At 30.7% G+C, this 18,003-nt stretch carries 15 protein-coding genes and 1 tRNA gene; 15 read left to right on the forward strand and 1 reads right to left on the reverse strand.

Annotated elements, in window-relative coordinates:
• The first annotated feature begins 52 nt into the window (after window positions 1–52).
• From selB to holA, 8 genes are all read left to right on the forward strand, one after another.
• Window positions 53–1,960: a selenocysteine-specific translation elongation factor gene (gene selB, locus IO99_RS00200; protein ID WP_035128834.1), complete on the forward strand. Its 1,908-nt coding sequence runs from the start codon at window positions 53–55 to the stop codon at window positions 1,958–1,960.
• A gap of 85 nt (window positions 1,961–2,045) precedes the next feature.
• A tRNA-Sec gene (locus IO99_RS18890) sits at window positions 2,046–2,142 on the forward strand.
• 206 nt (window positions 2,143–2,348) lie between these two features.
• Entirely contained in the window at window positions 2,349–2,669 is a 321-nt protein-coding gene (locus tag IO99_RS00210) for a PadR family transcriptional regulator (protein ID WP_035128840.1), read from the forward strand.
• Window positions 2,670–2,689: 20 nt separating this feature from the next.
• Complete coding sequence (locus IO99_RS18185; RefSeq protein ID WP_051823784.1) at window positions 2,690–3,313, forward strand: DUF2812 domain-containing protein; 624 nt, start codon at window positions 2,690–2,692, stop codon at window positions 3,311–3,313.
• A 202-nt stretch (window positions 3,314–3,515) separates the two neighbouring features.
• Window positions 3,516–3,911 carry a hypothetical protein gene (locus IO99_RS00220; RefSeq protein ID WP_035128844.1) on the forward strand — a complete coding sequence of 132 codons (396 nt, stop codon included), beginning with the start codon at window positions 3,516–3,518 and terminating at the stop codon, window positions 3,909–3,911.
• Between the two features lie 443 nt (window positions 3,912–4,354).
• Window positions 4,355–6,634 carry a putative bifunctional diguanylate cyclase/phosphodiesterase gene (locus IO99_RS00225; RefSeq protein ID WP_051823786.1) on the forward strand — a complete coding sequence of 760 codons (2,280 nt, stop codon included), beginning with the start codon at window positions 4,355–4,357 and terminating at the stop codon, window positions 6,632–6,634.
• 49 nt (window positions 6,635–6,683) lie between these two features.
• Entirely contained in the window at window positions 6,684–8,468 is a 1,785-nt protein-coding gene (locus IO99_RS00230; RefSeq protein WP_035128847.1) for a ComEC/Rec2 family competence protein, read from the forward strand.
• Between the two features lie 57 nt (window positions 8,469–8,525).
• Window positions 8,526–9,536 carry a DNA polymerase III subunit delta gene (holA, locus tag IO99_RS00235; protein ID WP_035128850.1) on the forward strand — a complete coding sequence of 337 codons (1,011 nt, stop codon included), beginning with the start codon at window positions 8,526–8,528 and terminating at the stop codon, window positions 9,534–9,536.
• Window positions 9,537–9,597: 61 nt separating this feature from the next.
• Here the strand turns inward: holA and rpsT are convergent, their stop codons facing one another.
• Window positions 9,598–9,864: a 30S ribosomal protein S20 gene (gene rpsT / locus IO99_RS00240; RefSeq protein WP_035128853.1), complete on the reverse strand. Its 267-nt coding sequence runs from the start codon at window positions 9,862–9,864 to the stop codon at window positions 9,598–9,600.
• Between the two features lie 250 nt (window positions 9,865–10,114).
• On the opposite strand from rpsT, the gene gpr reads away from it, so the two are divergent.
• The 7 genes from gpr to grpE all read left to right on the forward strand — a co-directional run bounded on the left by gpr (window position 10,115) and on the right by grpE (window position 17,957).
• The gene (gpr, locus tag IO99_RS00245; protein WP_242844057.1) at window positions 10,115–11,128 is read left to right on the forward strand and encodes a GPR endopeptidase; all 1,014 of its coding nucleotides are present in this window, start codon (window positions 10,115–10,117) and stop codon (window positions 11,126–11,128) included.
• 83 nt (window positions 11,129–11,211) lie between these two features.
• Window positions 11,212–12,240, forward strand: coding sequence for a stage II sporulation protein P (locus IO99_RS00250; RefSeq protein ID WP_051823787.1), 1,029 nt, complete (start codon window positions 11,212–11,214; stop codon window positions 12,238–12,240).
• Between the two features lie 152 nt (window positions 12,241–12,392).
• Window positions 12,393–12,677, forward strand: coding sequence for a hypothetical protein (locus IO99_RS00255; protein WP_035128856.1), 285 nt, complete (start codon window positions 12,393–12,395; stop codon window positions 12,675–12,677).
• Window positions 12,678–12,829: 152 nt separating this feature from the next.
• Window positions 12,830–14,635 (forward strand): translation elongation factor 4, encoded by a 1,806-nt coding sequence (lepA, locus tag IO99_RS00260; RefSeq protein WP_035128858.1) that lies wholly within the window; start codon window positions 12,830–12,832, stop codon window positions 14,633–14,635.
• 312 nt (window positions 14,636–14,947) lie between these two features.
• On the forward strand, window positions 14,948–16,090 hold the full coding sequence (gene hemW, locus IO99_RS00265; RefSeq protein WP_035128861.1) for a radical SAM family heme chaperone HemW: 1,143 nt from the start codon (window positions 14,948–14,950) through the stop codon (window positions 16,088–16,090).
• Between the two features lie 135 nt (window positions 16,091–16,225).
• Window positions 16,226–17,263 carry a heat-inducible transcriptional repressor HrcA gene (hrcA, locus tag IO99_RS00270; RefSeq protein ID WP_198028541.1) on the forward strand — a complete coding sequence of 346 codons (1,038 nt, stop codon included), beginning with the start codon at window positions 16,226–16,228 and terminating at the stop codon, window positions 17,261–17,263.
• A gap of 67 nt (window positions 17,264–17,330) precedes the next feature.
• Complete coding sequence (gene grpE, locus IO99_RS00275) at window positions 17,331–17,957, forward strand: nucleotide exchange factor GrpE (protein ID WP_278245209.1); 627 nt, start codon at window positions 17,331–17,333, stop codon at window positions 17,955–17,957.
• The last annotated feature ends 46 nt before the right edge of the window (window positions 17,958–18,003 follow it).

Below are 18,003 nucleotides of genomic sequence, written 5' to 3' on the forward strand. Positions count from 1 at the left end.
GCCTACCTGCTCTATTATAAAACAGATGCTTTGAAAGGATGAAGTAAAATAGATGAAGCATATAATTATAGGTACTGCTGGACATATTGACCATGGTAAAACTACCTTAATTAAAGCTCTTACAGGAAGGGAAACAGATACTCTACAAGAAGAAAAAAATAGAGGTATATCTATAAATTTAGGATTTACCTATTTTGACTTACCTTCAGGGAGAAGAGCAGGAATAATTGATGTACCAGGTCATGAAAAATTCATTAAAAATATGTTAGCAGGAATAAGTAGTATAGATGTGGTGTTACTTGTAATAGCTGCCGATGAAGGAATAATGCCGCAAACCAGGGAACACTTTGAAATATTAAAACTTTTAAATATAAAAAAAGGTATAGTAGTATTAACCAAGTCAGATTTAGTGGAAGCTGATTGGTTAGATATGATAAAGGAAGACATAAAGGAAGAATTTAAGGATACTTTTTTAGAGGATGCACCTATTCACGCAGTATCCTCTAAGACTAAAATGGGTTTTGAAGAATTAATTGTGGATATAGATAAATTAACAGAAGAAGTAGAAGCAAAGGATACGGAAGGTCATTTTAGATTACCAGTAGATAGATCCTTTAGTATAAGTGGTTTTGGTACAGTGGTAACTGGAACTATAATAAGTGGAAAGGTATCCCTAGGTGATACCGTGGAGATATATCCAGGTAAGGTTAAGGCCAAGGTTAGAGGAATAAGAGTCCATGATGTGCCTTCAGAACTTGGAGAAGCAGGACAGCGTTGTGCCATAAATCTTGCCAATATTAAGGTGTCAGAGGTACAAAGAGGTAATGTGGTAGCTAAGGAAGATATTATGGAGCCCTCTTTAATCATAGATTGTAAGTTGTACCATATAAAAACAGCTGAAAAGTCTATAGTAAATAGACAAAGGGTAAGGCTATATCATGGCACAGAAGAAATAATCTGTAGAATTATACCTTTAGATAAAGAAGAAATTAAACCTGGACAGTGGGCTTACGTTCAACTGAGATTAGAAAAGCCTATTACAGCGCAAAGAAATGATCGCTACATCATAAGAAGCTATTCTCCTATGAATACCATAGCAGGAGGTATAATAATAGAACCTAATGCTAAAAAATCTAAGAAGGTTACAGCTGAGTATTTAGAAGAACTAAAGTTAAAAGAAAGTGGTAAATCTACTAATATTTTAGAAAATACAGTGAAAAATTTAAGCGATACCTATCCAGATTCTTTAGCTATATTAAAGAGTCTTGGGAAGAACATGGATAACATAGAAACGGAATTAAAAGCTTTAGAAGATCAAGGAACCATAATAAGACTAGGTGGACAGGATAATAGCATATTCATCCATAAAGATTTCTTAAAGGATAAAACAAAAGAATTAAAGGCACTCATAGAAGATTTCCATAAAAAGAATCCATTAAAATTTGGAATGTCTAAGGAAGAAGCTAAAAATAAAATATTTACTAAAAAATTAAAACAAAAGAATTATGATGAGATATTAAACATGTTAGTAGAAAAGAAAACATTAAAAGTAAGTGAAAAATTTATAGCTTTATATGATTTTAATGTAACCTTGAATAAAGAACAAGAAAGAATGAAAAACTTTATAATAAATGAATATAAAAAGTTAAAGTTTACCCCTCCTAAATATGTAGACTTAGGCCAAGGGGAAAAAGATAGAGCTGGATTTAAGATGGTATATGAACTTCTAATAGATAAGGAAATTTTAATTAAATTAAATGAAGACTGCACTCTTCTTAAGGAAGATTATGAAGAAGCTAAGAATAAGGTAAGAAATTATATCCTTGAAAATGGCTCTATATCAGCAGCTATCGCTAAAGAAATTTTTGAAAGTAACAGAAAATATACTATTGCTATCCTAGAACATCTAGATAGTATAAAATTCACTAAACGTGTAGAAAATGATAGAGTAATGTATTAATAGTGAAAAAAATCAAGTATTGATGGTTTTAATACTTGATTTTTTATCTATTACATCTTATAATACCAAGTGTAGGAAGTAGTATGGGAGTAGATAGGTGCTGGTGTGCCTGCCGGTCTTCAAAACCGAGTTGCCGTGCTAAGACCACGACGGGTGAGTTCGATTCTCACATATTCCCGCCAAAAAAACAATGGGCTAGCCCATTGTTTTTTCATTTTTTGGAATGGGGTCATTTTCTGGAATGGGGTCAGACCCCCTCCCAAAAAAAGGGAGGGGGTCTGACCCCATTACTTATTTTGTAAATTTTTCTCTTGCATTTAATTTAATTGTGTATTAAAATGATGTACTACGCATAACGTATTAAGTAATGGAGGTAAAAAGATTAAAGATGGAAGATAAGTATAAACCATTAACAGAATCAACCTATTATGTGATGACAGCATTTCTTTATGAAAAACATGGATATGCTATAAAAATGTTTTTGGAAGATAAAACTCATGGCAGAATTAGTTTAGGACCTGGCACTTTATATGGAATTATAAATAAACTGAATGAAAAGAACTATTTAACCCCTATAGAAGATGATGAGAATGACAAAAGAAACTCTTACGAGTTAACAGATGAGGGAAAAGAAGTACTTAAGAATGAATATGAAAGAATAAAAGAAATCTATACCTTTGGAGAAAGATTTATTGGTAAGAAGTTATAAATTTAAAGGGAGGTAAAAAAGTGATTAAAAAATTTAGGTTTTTTTTAGACCCAATTGAAGGTCAGGAAAGGTGGTTAAACAATATTGCAAAACAAGGATACAAACTAGAAAGTGTATCTCAAAGGGGATGTTTATATACATTTTCAAAGGAAAAAGATAACCACTATATTTACACAGTGGAATTGGTTTCAAATCGCAGTAATGAGTATATTGACAATTATATAAAAGAACTAAATGATTTTGGAATTAAGTGTTTTATAAAGGGAAGTAACCTTGGACAGTATTCTTTTGGAAAATTTAAACTTAGACCATTTATTAAAGAAAGTAAATCTAGAGTTGCAACTTCTAAAAATATAAATAGGGAATTATTAATTTTGGAAAAATCAAAGGAAAAGGATGAAGATAAATTTGAAATATATACAGATGTAGAGGATATTAATCAATATTACTCTAATATGGTTTCCTTATTTAGCTATTTTACATTAATTCCATCATTATTTTTACTTTTAGTTTTATATGATCTTCTATGGAAAGGAAACTATAATACTTTAGAATTAAAGATAATTCTTGCAATTGTTTTATTTATATTCACAGTTTTTTGGGGATATAAAAGTTTATATTATAAGAAAAAAGTCCAAAAGTAGAAACCTAATCAGTAAATAGATAAATAATTAAATGAAATAACAAGTAAAATATACAGAAAAAGTAAGGTCGGTATTGAAGGTGTACAAAAACAATGATATAATAATTATATTATAATACGAGTGACGTATTACAATGTAATTATCAGACAGGAGGTATAGTTAAAATTTCAAGAATATTTGTTTTATTTTTAGGAGGTATATTTTGAAAAAGTTAGTATTATGTTTTTTTATCATTGCATTAACATTTATGTCATTGGTAGCTTGTAATAACTATAGTACAGAGAATTCAAGTTATAAGATTAATAGTGGAGACATAAGTAAAGATAATAATGGGATAAAAGGTTCTTATAAAGAATACAACGGATATTATGAATATAGTGTAAAATTTACAACAGAAGAAGTGAAATTTCATATTGATTCAGAAACTTTAAATGGTGATATAAATATTAAATTGATAGACAAAGAAAAAAATGAAGTTTTTTCAGTAGAAAAACCAGATGATTTTAAAAAAGATGTGGAGATAAACAAAGATGAAAAATATACTATTGTCATAGAAGGAAAAAATCATGAAGGTGATTTTAATATTAAATGGGAATAGGTTAATTAAAATAAATACTTAAAAGGGGGTAAGACTCCCTTCCTTTTTTTGTAACGGGGTCAGACCCCATCCCATAAAATGGGAGGAGGTCAGACCCCGTTACTTTTTTTGGAAACCCGCATGAACACAACAAATAGTTAACTAGTTAACTATTTATATAGTTTTATAGGTAAATAGGTAAATATAGAAATAGTCATATAGTTACCTATACAAATATTTCTATATTTACATATCATTTCATTGATATATTCATACAATTTTATATTTACATACCCTATATTAACTTCAATGAAATTATAAATGAAAATTTTTATTATATAAATAAAGGATTTTCATCCTAAAAAAAGAATAATAGATATTACATTTAAGAATAGAAAACTTATATTCTATATGGGAAATAAGTTATATATTATATTTCTACGATTGTAAGGGAGAAATGGATTATGAAGAAAGTTTTGACAGTGGTATTAGTAGCAATTTTATATTTATCCTATTTCGGAGCAACCGTTGTAAAATCGAATTTTTTTGGGAACATTTTATCTCCCATTGTAACTTTTATAGCAGCTTATTATGTTTTTAAAGGTTTTTATATGGAGGAGAAAAATAAGACATTAAAAACTTCAGGATTATTTTTGGCTCTAAGTATTTTAAACTGGGCTGTTTGTGATGTTATGTGGGCAGTGGAAGCTATAATTCTGAAAATTAATCCAGAACAAGTTAGTGCTATAGTAAGTGGGTATTTATTAACTAATTTACTGTTACTATGTTCCTTAATTATAGGTGGATATGATCAATTTAAAAAATGGAATGCAACCCAGGTTTTAATAGATACTGTTGCAATAACAATCTGTACTATGACTTTAGTTTGGGTTATATTTTTAAATACTGATATGCAAAATGCAATACTTATGAAAAGTGATTGGATTTTTATGATTTGTGTATTTGTAGACTTTTTAATATTTATATGGGTTGCTAGTTGGTTCTTGTCTATAAGAAAAGGGAAAATACCTTTATATTTAAGGGTCACAGCTGGTTCATATATACTTTATATAGTTTTTGATATTATTTATTATTATGAATATTTTTACAGCCTATATGAGCCCAATTCATTATTAGATGCTGCATATGTAATTGCTTTTGGAGTGGCAGCTATAGGGTCAATTATTAAAATTAAAACTCAACATAAGATAGAACGAACTGAATTCATGAATAGTGGTAGAAATAAAAAGGGGCTTTTATTATTAACTGCTCCAATAATTTTAATCCTATTTAAAGGGGTGCAGTTAGAATATTTATTATTAATGCTTATAGTTATTACCTTTTACTATATACATTCAAATCATGTTCAAACCAATATACTTAAAGAAGAATTATTAAAAAATGAAAGGCAATTAAACTTAAAGTTGGAAAGCAAGGTTCAGGAGAGAACAAAAGAGTTAAATGATTTGATAAATAAGGATGTAGTTACAGGATTATATAGTAGGAGATATTTTCTTCAGCAGATAGATAATAATATTAATAATCTGAAAAAAGATGAAAATATTATTCTTTTTTATATTGATTTAAATAAATATAAGATGCTAAAAACCATGTTTGGTAATTATATTGGAGAAGAAGTATTAGTGGAAATAGGAAAGAGACTTAAAGAGTATGTTTACAGAGAAGAAGATATTTTAGCTTCCTTTGGTGAGGATGTTTTTGTTCTTACTAAGGAAGGTTCTTATACCTATGAAGATGGACTAGAAATGGCTAAAAATCTTATACATGCCTGTAGCGACATATTTACCATTGAAGAGTATGATATACGAGTTACTTTAAATATAGGAATATCTATATATCCCCTTGATGCAAAAAATAGAGATGAAATGATTAAACATGCAGATATAGCCATGCTACAAGCTAGGCTATTAGGATTTAATAGGGCAATGGTCTTTACCCAAAAACTAGGAGAATTAGCATTTGCTAAAAATGAAATTGAAATTATGCTTAAAAAAGCTGACTTTAATGAAGAATTTCAATTGTATTATCAACCACAAGTATCCATTGAAGATGAAAGAATTATAGGCTTTGAGGCACTTATGCGCTGGCAAAGAAATGATGGAAAATTCATTTCTCCTGGTGAATTTATTCCCATTGCAGAGGAAACAGGATTTATAATTCCCATAGGATATTGGGTTATGGAAAATGCCATGGCACAGCTATCCCAGTGGAAGAAAAAAACTAAAAAACACCTTAGAATTGCAATCAATGTTTCTGTAAGACAGTTAAAGGATAATAGTTTCATTATAAAATTAAAAGAAATCATGGAAAGATATCATATTGCACCTGAAGAAGTAGAAATTGAAATTACAGAGACTTTAGAATTGGAAGAAGATATAAAAGTTAAAGATACATTGTTAAAGATTAATGCAATGGGTATTTCAATAGCTGTTGATGACTTTGGCACTGGATATTCTTCTTTATATTATTTAAAGCAGTTACCAGTAGATAGGATAAAAATAGCCAAACCTTTAGTAGACCTAATAGATAAAGATAACTATGATTATGCAATCGTTAAGGCTGTAATTACCGTTGCTAAAGCAATAGGGGTTCCTGTAATAGCTGAAGGGGTTGAAAGAAAGGAACAATTGGAATGTCTAAGAAAATTACAATGTGATGAGATTCAGGGATATTACTTTGCAAAGCCAATGCCAGCAGAAGAAATATATAAAAATTGGTTATAAAACTGAATTACATTTTATTACTTTGGCAATGATACTACAGGGTGATATTATGGATAAATCAATGGTTCAGATATGTTTGGCAGGAATTTTTGGATGTACTATATACTTTTTATATAGCTACATGGGAATTTTACCAGCTGTAGTTTTTATAGTAATTTATATACTTTTACTTAAAAAGGATTTTAAGAAACCCCTAGCTTTTATAGTTATGGGGTTTTCTATGCTGTTTTTTATAAACTGCATTATATATTTTTATTCCATGGACCTAGGTGAAAATGTTAAATGCAGAATCGTGGAGGAAGGGAAGGATTACTATATTGGTAGTCTCCAAAATAGAAGAATTAAAATTTTTCCTAAGAACAAGGAGATTCAATTAGGAAGGCAGTACATATTAAAAGGAGAATTTCATAGAAAGGTAGATTATAGTAAAGGAATTGTAGGAGAGTATAACCTAATAGCTTCGAAGCCTTTAAAGGAAGATTTAATATATAAGGGATATTTGATAAAAAGTCATCTTTATAATAAGCTTTTAGCTGTTGCAGGTGAAGAAGGAGCTGCTATTATACTAGCGGTAAGTGGTGGCGATGATAGCTATATTGATTACGATAAAAGAGAAGAATTTAATGCTTTAGGTATATCTCATATAATAAGTGTATCAGGACTTCATGTATCACTAATTTATGGAGTACTTCAAAGTATAATTGGATATAAACTAGCTTTAATAGTTCTTTTCTTTTATGTTATATTTACTGGAGGAAAAAGTTCTACCTTTAGAGCCTTTATAATGATATTTTTGCTGGTATTAGGCCCTAAGGTGAAAAAGACCTATGAAGGTATATCAGCCTTAGCCTTTGCAGCATTTTTGCTTCTGTTAATAAGACCTTACTACATATTAGATATAGGTTATGTACTTAGCTTTTTAGCCGTATTAGGAATCTTCACTTTAAATAATAAAATTAAACGGAAATTTTATAAGCTCCCCAATTTTATAGCTACCTCCCTTAGTTTAACCTTTAGCTCTATGATTTTTACTACACCCTATATAATAATGAGATTTAATGCTGTGAGTTTAGGTGGACTTATTTCTAATCTATTTTTGATTCCCTTTTACACATTTCTATTAGTTTTAGGTAATCTTATGCTTCTATTTATTAAGGTTCCAACGGTGTTTAATCTTTTGTCTCTCATTACTAACTCAGTGCTACTTATAATTAATACCATGGAGGATTTCTTAGTTAATCTTTTGCCCTTACCCTTAGAATTTACTTACATAGAAGGGGTTATGATTCTCATATTATACCTAAGTTATATCCTTATAAGAAGAGGGGTGAAGTCTTTAAGATACTTGCCTATATTACTATTTCTTTTAACTATAAAGCAGCAATATATAATTTATCCGGAAATAAATTTTATAGGGGGTAAAAAGGTTGATATTGTAGAAATAAACTATGGTACCAGAAAAGTAATGGTATGTAATCAAAAGGTGAAGTTGAAATATGTCTATGAAAATTATAAGGGGTTAGATAGAATCTATGATGAATTTGAAGAAGAGCTAACCTTAAAACTTTCAAAGCATTGCAGTATATATGTAGAAGATAAGGATGGAGCTTTCGCTTTGAAAATAAATCATAGGGGTAAAATTAGTAATATAATTATAGACAAGGAATATGAAAAAGAAGCCACTCAATGCTGTTATAAAAGCAATTCTTCATCAACAAGTCCAAACTGTGATATAATAAGGATTAACAGAAAAAGAGAAGGAATTATTCTAGGGCATTATTATGAAAACTATAAACTCATAGGTGGAGAATTATATCATAATTATGTTCACTAGAATAAGTATTATGCTGAAATAAGTATTATACTGAATTAAAGAGTGGAGGAATTTTTCTTGATAACCTTAGAACAATTTGAAAAACACATAAAAGAAAATAAACTAAAAAATTGTTATATACTTTGTGGTTCTGATGAAGGACTTATAAAGACAGCTATAAAAAAAATAAGAAATTCAAAGATAGATGAAAGTTTTGCTGATTTTAACTATACAAGAATTTCTGGAGATAAATTAGATGTAGATGCTTTAATAAATAATTGCGAAACTATACCCTTTATGAGTGAATATAGAATGGTAGAAATCTTTAGAGCTAACTTTTTAAGAGATAAGGGAGAAGATATAGATAGCCTTAGAAACTATCTTAAGGATATTCCTCCCTATACCTTTTTAATTATGTACTATGTATTTGAAGATGATAGAGAAAAACTTAGTAATAAGGTTAAGAAGCTTCAAAATGTATGTGAGGTTGTAAAAGTTGATAAACTAAAGGGCATGGGCCTTCAAAGTAAAGTAAAAGCCATCTTTGAAGAAAAGGGAAAGTCCATAGGAAAAAGTGAAGTTGGATACTTTTGCTCCATCATAGAAAATAACATGAACATAGTAGATAACGAGATAGAGAAGCTTATTTTATATACTGAAGGAAGGGAGATAACTAGAGAAGATATAATAAAGATGTGTCCCTATGAAAAGGAGAATGATATATTTAATTTAGTATCCTATCTTTCAGAAAGAAATATAAAGGCAGCCATAGATACTTTAAATCAATTGATATATAGGGGTGAAAAACCACCAAAAATTTTATCTATGATAGAGCGTCAATTTAAGCTTTTATTTGCCATAAGAATAAAGATTGGAAAAGGGATTAGAAAAGAAGACATAGTAAAGGAATATAACCTAAATCCCTATATTGCAGATAAGATGATAGTTCAAAGTAAAAAGTTTTCTCAGGAAGCTCTAAAGAAGAATATAGAAAATTGCATTGAAACAGAAAGTGAAATAAAAAGTAAATCTGTAGATCAAAAGAATGCCATTGAAATGCTTATGGTAAAAACCATGATGAATAAATAAAAAGGTTAAAATTTAATATATGCAAAAAAATAAATAACCGGTGAATACACCGGTTTATTTATTAAGCAGATAATCCATTTAACTTAGCTGCTAATCTAGATTTTTTCTTAGCTGCTTTATTCTTATGTATTATGCCTTTAGAAGCAGCCATATCAAGGGCTTTAACTACAGTTTTAAAGCTTTCTTGAGCAGCAGCAACGTCATTGCTAGCTAGAACAGCTTCAAATTTCTTTATAGTTGTCTTTAAAGAAGACTTTATCATAGTGTTTCTCATAGTCTTAGCTTGAGTAACTTTGATTCTTTTTTTAGCTGACTTAATGTTTGCCATTATTAATTCACCCCCTTGTAGTTTTATCAATCTCTCAGCGGCAGCTTTGGGGAAGTCTGCTTACGAGTTTCATATAACAAAAGCTATTATAACATTAAATTTTGCGTACTTCAAGTAGAATTTACCTTTAACATATTAGAATTTACCTTTAACATATTAGTATATGAAAGAAACTTTGGGAAAAGATAAATATAAATACTAATGTATATAGGAATGATATGAAAAATACCATAAATGAGGTGTAATGATTATGATGAAGGAAAGCAAGTCTAAGGATAAAGAAGAAGTAGTTTACAGTGTAAGGACAGATTTAGCGTTAGAAGCTAAAGAGATTTATAGTGAGAATAATCCTGGAAAATTATCAGGAGTAAAATCGGAGGAATATATAGATAATAACGTTAGAGTTACTGCAGTAAAAATATTAGATGAAGAAGGAGCTAAAAACATAGGAAAACCTATTGGTGAATATATCACCTTAGAATTTCCAGAATTCGTATACTATGATGGTGAGAGAATAATAGATGTAAGTGAAGTTATGGCTAAAGAGTTATCAAAGCTGATTAATCTAAATGAAGATATGGTAGCTTTAGTGGTAGGGTTAGGTAACTGGAATATCACCGCTGATGCCGTAGGGCCAAAAGTAGTGTCAAAGATAATGATAAGTAGACACTTAAAAGAATATGTTCCAGATAGCATTGATGAGGGGGTAAGACCAGTGTGTGCTATATCCCCCGGTGTCTTAGGACTTACAGGTATGGAAACCAGCGAAATTATAAAGGGTATAGTAGATAAGGTAAAACCTAGTGTAATAATTTGTATAGATGCTCTTGCTTCTAGGAAAACACAGAGGGTAAATAGAACTATACAGCTAGGTAATACAGGTATATCTCCAGGAGCAGGAGTGGGAAATAGAAGATTAGAGCTCAGTGAAAAGACCCTAGGAGTCCCTGTAATAGCCATAGGAGTGCCTACAGTGGTAGATGCAGGAACTATAGCTAATGATACCATAGACTTAGTTTTAGAAAGCTTAATCAAGTCTTCAACTAAGGGAGGTGCCTTTTATAGCATGCTTAAGGAAGTTGACAGAGATGAAAGACAAACATTGATTAGAGAGGTTCTAGACCCAGAATTAGGAGGCATGGTAGTAACTCCTAAGGATATTGATAAAGTAATAGATAGTGTATCTAAAATAATTGCCAATGGCATAAACATAGCCCTTCAACCAGCTTTAACCTTAGATGATATAAATACCTATTTAAACTAAAGTAATAAAATTTATTCCCCCCTCATATAAATTATTAGAGTAATTAATTATACCTATGTATAACTCAAACAGGGGGGGATACGGTGAATAACAAAAGTAAGACAGATGCTGGAAAGTATTGTTCTAGAGCTATCCTTGCTATAATAGCAGTAGTCATGGTAATATCTATAGGTTTATCTAGGTCTACCCAAGCCTTAGATGATGATAACTTAGAAAGTATCAATAGAACTAATTTTTTTATGAAGCTCATAGGGCAAAGTGTCAGTACTTTAAAGCCAGCAGTAAATAAGGATGATACAAAATTTATAGGTAATTTTACCTTGAATCCTTTGGATATAGTTAGAAAGGAAATAAGCTTTTTAGACGAAGAAAATTTAAGGGATAAAACTGCTCTAGAGAATGTGAAGGAACATGCTAAGGTAGTACAGAAAATTACAATAAATCCTTTCGAACTAAAAGATACGGACATAAATAAATTTCAAGAAGGGGTAGATGTAGTTGGTGATCCTAAAGATAATTCTAAAAAAAAGATATTGATATATCATACTCATACTAATGAAGCTTATGCAGAAGGAAATGGTGGATTATCTACCACCGTAGCAGGAGTTGGGGATGTTCTTACTTCTGAACTAGAAAAATTAGGCTTTACAGTTGTCCATGATAAAACAATTCATGATAAGGCTGATTATAATAGAGCTTACCATGCTTCTAGAGAAACCATAAGTAAAAATATAAGTAGTTATGGAGAGTTTGATTTAGTAATAGATCTTCATAGAGATGGTGGTCCTAGAAAAGAAGATGTTACTGGAAACATAAAGGGCGATGATGTTGCAAAGCTTACTTTAGTAACAACTATGCAGGACCCTAAATATCCTAAGCATATAGAAAATGTTAAATCCATATTTGCTATAGCAAATAAGCTTTATCCTGGGTTGTATAGAGAGAGGGGCATTATAGCCTATGACCATGGAGGTATTTTATTTTATAACCAAGATTTAAGTGATAATGCTATACTCATGGAGGTTGGAGCAGATACAAACAAATTACAAGAAGCTAAAAACTCCATGAAATATATGAGTATAGTTTTTGCACAATATTTAAATTCTAAGTAAGGCATCTGAAAATAAATAAATAGACGAGCATTCTGACTTATTTATTTTTTGAAGATGCCTAAGAAAGAATAAAAATATAAGAAAAAGTACATCATTAAATGTGAGGTACTTTTTTTATTTTGAGCACCTATAGGTAAAGGAGAATAGATAAGATGGATAGTAAGACACTAAGGACAGGATTATGCAAGTTTTTAATAATAATTTCAGTAGGATTTATGATATACGGAATTTTAGTGGTAAATATGAATTTACCTCAGGTGGTGAGACAAAGCTCTAGTTTTTATGTAAGCTCTAATGACAGGGATTCGAAGGTTAATATAAAAATAGGGGAATTTAATATAATCCTTAATGGTCAGCCTTTTAAGAATTTTGTTAAAGGCACTAAGGTTATAGGAGATACCATTAAGGAACTAGTATTGCCATCCAATGAAACTTAAAAGTTAACATTATAAAGTATATTGACAAGGAACCTTTATTTTATGGTATAATTTACTTTGGTTTATTATCTAACTAAGTATAGTTGATAATTAGATTAGAAACAGTGACTTTAATAAAGAGTTAATATAAATTTACGGGGGTATTTGAGTAGATGCAAACTAACAGACAAAAACACATAAGAAATTTTTCTATAGTAGCACATATAGATCACGGCAAGTCTACTTTAGCAGATAGATTACTTGAAAAAACAGGTACTTTAACAGCTAGGGAAATGGAAGCCCAAGTACTAGATAACATGGAATTAGAAAGAGAAAGAGGAATTACAATCAAGGCTCAAGCAGCAAGACTTATACATAGAACAGAAGAGGGCGAAGAGTATATTTTAAATCTAATAGATACTCCAGGTCACGTAGACTTTAACTATGAGGTTTCTAGAAGTTTAGCAGCTTGTGAAGGAGCTGTATTAGTTGTGGATGCAACTCAAGGTATACAAGCACAGACCCTTGCAAACTGTTACTTAGCCTTAGATCATGACCTTGAAATTGCTCCAGTTATAAACAAAATAGATCTTCAAAGTGCAAGACCTGATGAGGTTAAGCAAGAAATTGAAGATGTTATTGGAATTCCAGCAGATGATGCACCATTAATATCTGCTAAAACAGGATTAAATATAGAGGATGTAATTAAAACTGTTATAGCTAAAGTACCAGCACCAGAAGGGGATGAAGAAGCTCCTCTTAAGGCCTTAATCTTTGACTCTTACTATGACTCATATAAAGGTGTAGTAACCTACATCAGAGTATTTGATGGGGTAGTAAAGCCAGGAACTAAAATCAAATTAATGAATACTAATAAAGTGTACGATGTAACTGAGGTAGGAGTATTTACTCCAGGTCCATTAAAGGTAGATGAACTTAGAGCTGGAGACGTTGGATACTTAAGTGCAGCTATTAGAAATGTAAAAGATGCTAGAGCTGGAGATACCATCACAGAAGCAGGAAGACCAGCAGCTCAACCGCTAGAAGGATATAGACCAGCTATACCTATGGTGTTTAGTGGAATATACCCTGTAGATGGAGCTAAGTATGAAACATTAAAGGAAGCTCTTGAAAAGCTACAGCTTAACGATGCAGCCCTATCCTTTGAACCAGAGACATCTATAGCTCTAGGTTTTGGATTTAGATGTGGATTTTTAGGATTACTTCACATGGAGATAATTCAAGAGAGAATAGAGAGAGAGTTTAATCTAGATATAATTACCACTGCACCTTCTGTTGTTTACAAGGTAGCTAAAACTGATGGGGAAATTATAGAGATTACAAACCCTACTAACCTACCAGAGCCAAGTGAAATATCTTATATGGAAGAGCCAGAAGTTAAGGCTTCAATAATATCACCTTCAGATTATGTAGGAGCAATCATGGAGTTATGCCAAGAGAAGAGAGGAACCTTCATAGATATGCAATATATCGAAGAAACTAGGGTTGTAATTAATTATGATATTCCACTTAATGAAATAGTATATGATTTCTTTGATGCTTTAAAATCTAGAACTAGAGGATATGCATCCTTTGACTATGAACTTAAAGGATATAAGAGAACTCAACTTGTTAAGCTTGACATACTTCTTAATGGAGATGTAGTGGATGCACTATCTATGATAGTTCCAGCAGATAGAGCTTACCACAGAGGAAGATCCATGGTAGAAAAGCTTAAGGAGATTATTCCAAGACAAATGTTTGAGATTCCAATTCAAGCAGCCATAGGAGCTAAAATAATAGCTAGAGAAACTGTAAAAGCTATGAGAAAAGACGTACTTGCTAAGTGTTACGGTGGAGATATCTCAAGAAAGAAAAAACTTCTTGAGAAACAAAAAGAAGGTAAGAAGCGAATGAGACAAGTAGGAAGCGTTGAAGTTCCACAAGAAGCATTCATGGCAGTACTTAAAGTTGACTAGTTAGTAGTACTTATAATTAATTAATTTATTAATGTCATGAAAATTCTTCGCAATGACAATAGGTAATCGGCGTAGAAACAATCATAAATTTGATTTTAGAAATTCTTAGTCGGAGCGTTATAAAATTACCGTAATTCTTGCCACGACCGCAAGAGCCGAACCCTGAGCCATGACGGCGAATGGTGAGGGTAGGTAAATTTATAAAAGCGAAGACTTAGAATTTCTTAATCAAATTTAGTTTCCTAGCGATTAACCTTGTCATGGAGAAGAAGTTTCAGAAGTTAATGAAGTGGATATTAAAGGAGAAGAAAAATGGATACAGTAGGATTAAATACAGTGGGATTATATATTCATATACCCTTTTGTAAGATGAAATGTCATTACTGTGATTTTCCTTCCTATAGTGGTAAAGAAAGTTTAATGATGGATTATGCTAAGGCATTGAGTGAGGAAATTAAAGTATCTTGCCAAGATAAAATTATAAGCACCATATTTATAGGTGGGGGAACTCCCACCTATTTGTGCATTGATGGATGGAAAATTATAGAAAAAACCCTTAGGGGATTAAATAGGATAGAGGAAGGTTTTGAGTTTACTATTGAGGGAAATCCTAAGACCTTTAATGAGGAGCAACTAAAAATTTTTAAAGCCATGGGAGTAAATAGAATTTCTATGGGACTTCAAGCTGTGCAACAGTGTCACCTTAATTCACTAGGAAGAATTCATTCCCTTGAGGATTTTAAACATAGCTATGAAATGTTAAGGAATTTTGGTTTCAATAATATAAATGTAGATTTAATGTTTGGACTTCCAGAGCAAAGTTTAGCTCAGTGGAAGGAAACTTTAAGTCAGGTTGTAGAGTTAAAGCCAGAGCATATTTCTTGCTACAGCTTAATCATAGAAGAAGGAACTAAGTTTTATAATCTTTATGAAAAGGATAAATTAATTTTACCTGATGAAGATGTGGAAAGGGACATGTATGCTGAAGCCATTAATTTTTTAGAGATGAAAGGATATCACCAGTATGAGATTTCCAATTTTGCAAAGGATGGATTAGAGTGCAGGCATAATAAAATATATTGGAATTTAGAAAATTATATTGGTTGTGGCTCATCTTCCCATTCCTATGTTAATGGCATTAGGTATAGAAATGAAGAAAAAATAGAAACCTATATAATGTCTATGGAAAATAAAAGCTCTGCAGTGGTGGAGAGTAATGAAAATTCCTTAAAGGATGATATAGAAGAGTTCATGTTCTTAGGGTTAAGAAAAATAGAAGGTATAAGTATAGAAGAATTTAAGAGAAGGTTTAACATCTCCATTTTTGAAAAATATAAAGAGGTTATAGATAAGTATGTAAAGTTGGATTTATTAAATTTAAAAGGAGATAGATTATACCTTACTAAAAGAGGGATAGAACTGAGTAATCAAGTAATGGCAGATTTAATTTTGTAAATAATTTATCAATCAGATAATTTTGTAAATAATTTATGAATCATATTGACATTAAATTTTATAAGTGATATATATTAAATATAGTCATTAGCACTCGTGAGTAGTGAGTGCTAACAAAGAGGTGATAACATGGATATGGATGAAAGAAAGATTAAAATCTTACAGGCTATAATAAATGATTATATAACTTACGGAGAACCTGTAGGTTCAAGAACCATATCTAAAAAATACGATTTAGGAATAAGTTCAGCTACTATTAGAAATGAAATGGCTGATCTTGAAGAAATGGGATTTTTAGAACAACTCCATTCATCCTCTGGAAGACGACCTTCTGATAAGGGTTATAGACTTTATGTAGATAGACTTATGACCCCTAGCAGACTTACAGAAGAAGAGCATGAAACTATAAGACATGACCTGATAAAGGACACATCTATAAGTGAAATAGATAGTATAATTAAGGGTGCTATAGATGTACTTTCTAATATTACTAGACTAACTTCTGTAGTAAAAGTTGCTCCTGTTAAAAAGTCAAGTATTAAGTATATAAAGTTATTAGCAATAGAAAAGCACATAATTTTATCTACAATAATAACAGACAATGGTAATATAAAAAATAATACTATTAGAGTAACAAATCCAGTAGATGACAATAAGCTAGTAAAAGTAAATAATGCTCTTAATAGACTACTTGTAGGGATTAGCATAGAACAAATTACTCTAGATTTCCTTGTTAATTTAAAAAATGAATTAGTTGGTTACGAAGAGATATTTGACTGTATAATTCCTGTTCTTCATGAAACACTAGTGTTGGGAGATTATGGTGAAATTTATACTAAGGGTGCTACAAATATATTTAACTATCCTGAATATAATAACATCGATAAGGCAAAGGCATTTTTAGGGTTAGTAAATAATGAAGAAAACCTAAATGAAATTCTTAGCAAAGGAAACAAGGAATCTTTATTTATTAGTATAGGAGAAGAAAACTTTGTGGAGTGCGCTAAAGAGTGCAGTATAATCACTGCTAGCTATAGTTGTAATGGCCGTATTATGGGTACCATAGGAGTTATAGGACCTACAAGAATCCATTATGATAAAGTTATAGCTGTTCTTGATACTGTGGTTAATGAAATAAACGACAAGATCTCTAGCATATATGATCCAGAATAACTATGGGTTTATATATATTCAAAATTCAAAGTAAATGAGATAAGCATTTAGATTGGAGGAAAGAGCATTGGAAAATAATATGGAAGAAAACCAAGAGCTAGATAAAAAAGATATGGAAGATAATGCGGATGAAATTTTAGAAAATGACCCTTCTGAAAAAGAACAAAATGAAGAGGAAGGCACTTCCGGTGAAGAAACCTCAGAGGTTAAAGAGGAAGATGATAAGGAAGATGAGATGAAAAAATTCAGAAATCGCAAAGAAGAAATTAAAGAGCTTAAAGAAGAAAATGATTCTTTGAAAGATAAATTACTAAGAACTGTAGCTGAATATGATAACTTTAGAAAAAGAACTTCTAAGGAAAAGGAAAATATATACACAGAGGCTTGTGCTGATGTATTAAAGGAAATACTACCTGTATTAGACAATTTAGAAAGAGCTGTTGCAGTAGATGGTAGTGCAGAAGATCTTAAAAAAGGTATTGAATTAACTATAAATCAGTTTACAGCTTCCTTTGAAAAGCTAGGCGTTGAAGAAATCTCATCTGATGGAGAATTTGACCCTAACTTCCATGATGCAGTAATGCATATAGAAGATGAAAACTTAGGAAAAAATCAAGTAGCTGAAGTATTCCTAAAGGGATATAAAAAAGGCGATAAAGTATTAAGACATAGTATGGTTAAAGTAGCAAATTAATCTATGATTTATAAAGATTTTAATCTTTAATTAAAAATAAATGTAT

Source organism: Clostridium sulfidigenes (genome assembly GCF_000732635.1).
Lineage (GTDB): Bacteria > Bacillota > Clostridia > Clostridiales > Clostridiaceae > Clostridium_J > Clostridium_J sulfidigenes.

Excerpts from the sequence above, each read along its gene's own strand:
- selB (WP_035128834.1), top strand. The coding sequence starts at position 53 with ATGAAGCATATAATTATAGGTACTGCTGGACATATTGACCATGGTAAA.
- IO99_RS00210 (WP_035128840.1), top strand. The coding sequence starts at position 2,349 with ATGGAAGATAAGTATAAACCATTAACAGAATCAACCTATTATGTGATG.
- IO99_RS00225 (WP_051823786.1), top strand. The coding sequence starts at position 4,355 with ATGAAGAAAGTTTTGACAGTGGTATTAGTAGCAATTTTATATTTATCC.
- IO99_RS00230 (WP_035128847.1), top strand. The coding sequence starts at position 6,684 with ATGGATAAATCAATGGTTCAGATATGTTTGGCAGGAATTTTTGGATGT.
- rpsT (WP_035128853.1), bottom strand. The coding sequence starts at position 9,864 with ATGGCAAACATTAAGTCAGCTAAAAAAAGAATCAAAGTTACTCAAGCT.
- gpr (WP_242844057.1), top strand. The coding sequence starts at position 10,115 with ATGATGAAGGAAAGCAAGTCTAAGGATAAAGAAGAAGTAGTTTACAGT.
- IO99_RS00255 (WP_035128856.1), top strand. The coding sequence starts at position 12,393 with ATGGATAGTAAGACACTAAGGACAGGATTATGCAAGTTTTTAATAATA.
- lepA (WP_035128858.1), top strand. The coding sequence starts at position 12,830 with ATGCAAACTAACAGACAAAAACACATAAGAAATTTTTCTATAGTAGCA.
- hemW (WP_035128861.1), top strand. The coding sequence starts at position 14,948 with ATGGATACAGTAGGATTAAATACAGTGGGATTATATATTCATATACCC.
- hrcA (WP_198028541.1), top strand. The coding sequence starts at position 16,226 with ATGGATGAAAGAAAGATTAAAATCTTACAGGCTATAATAAATGATTAT.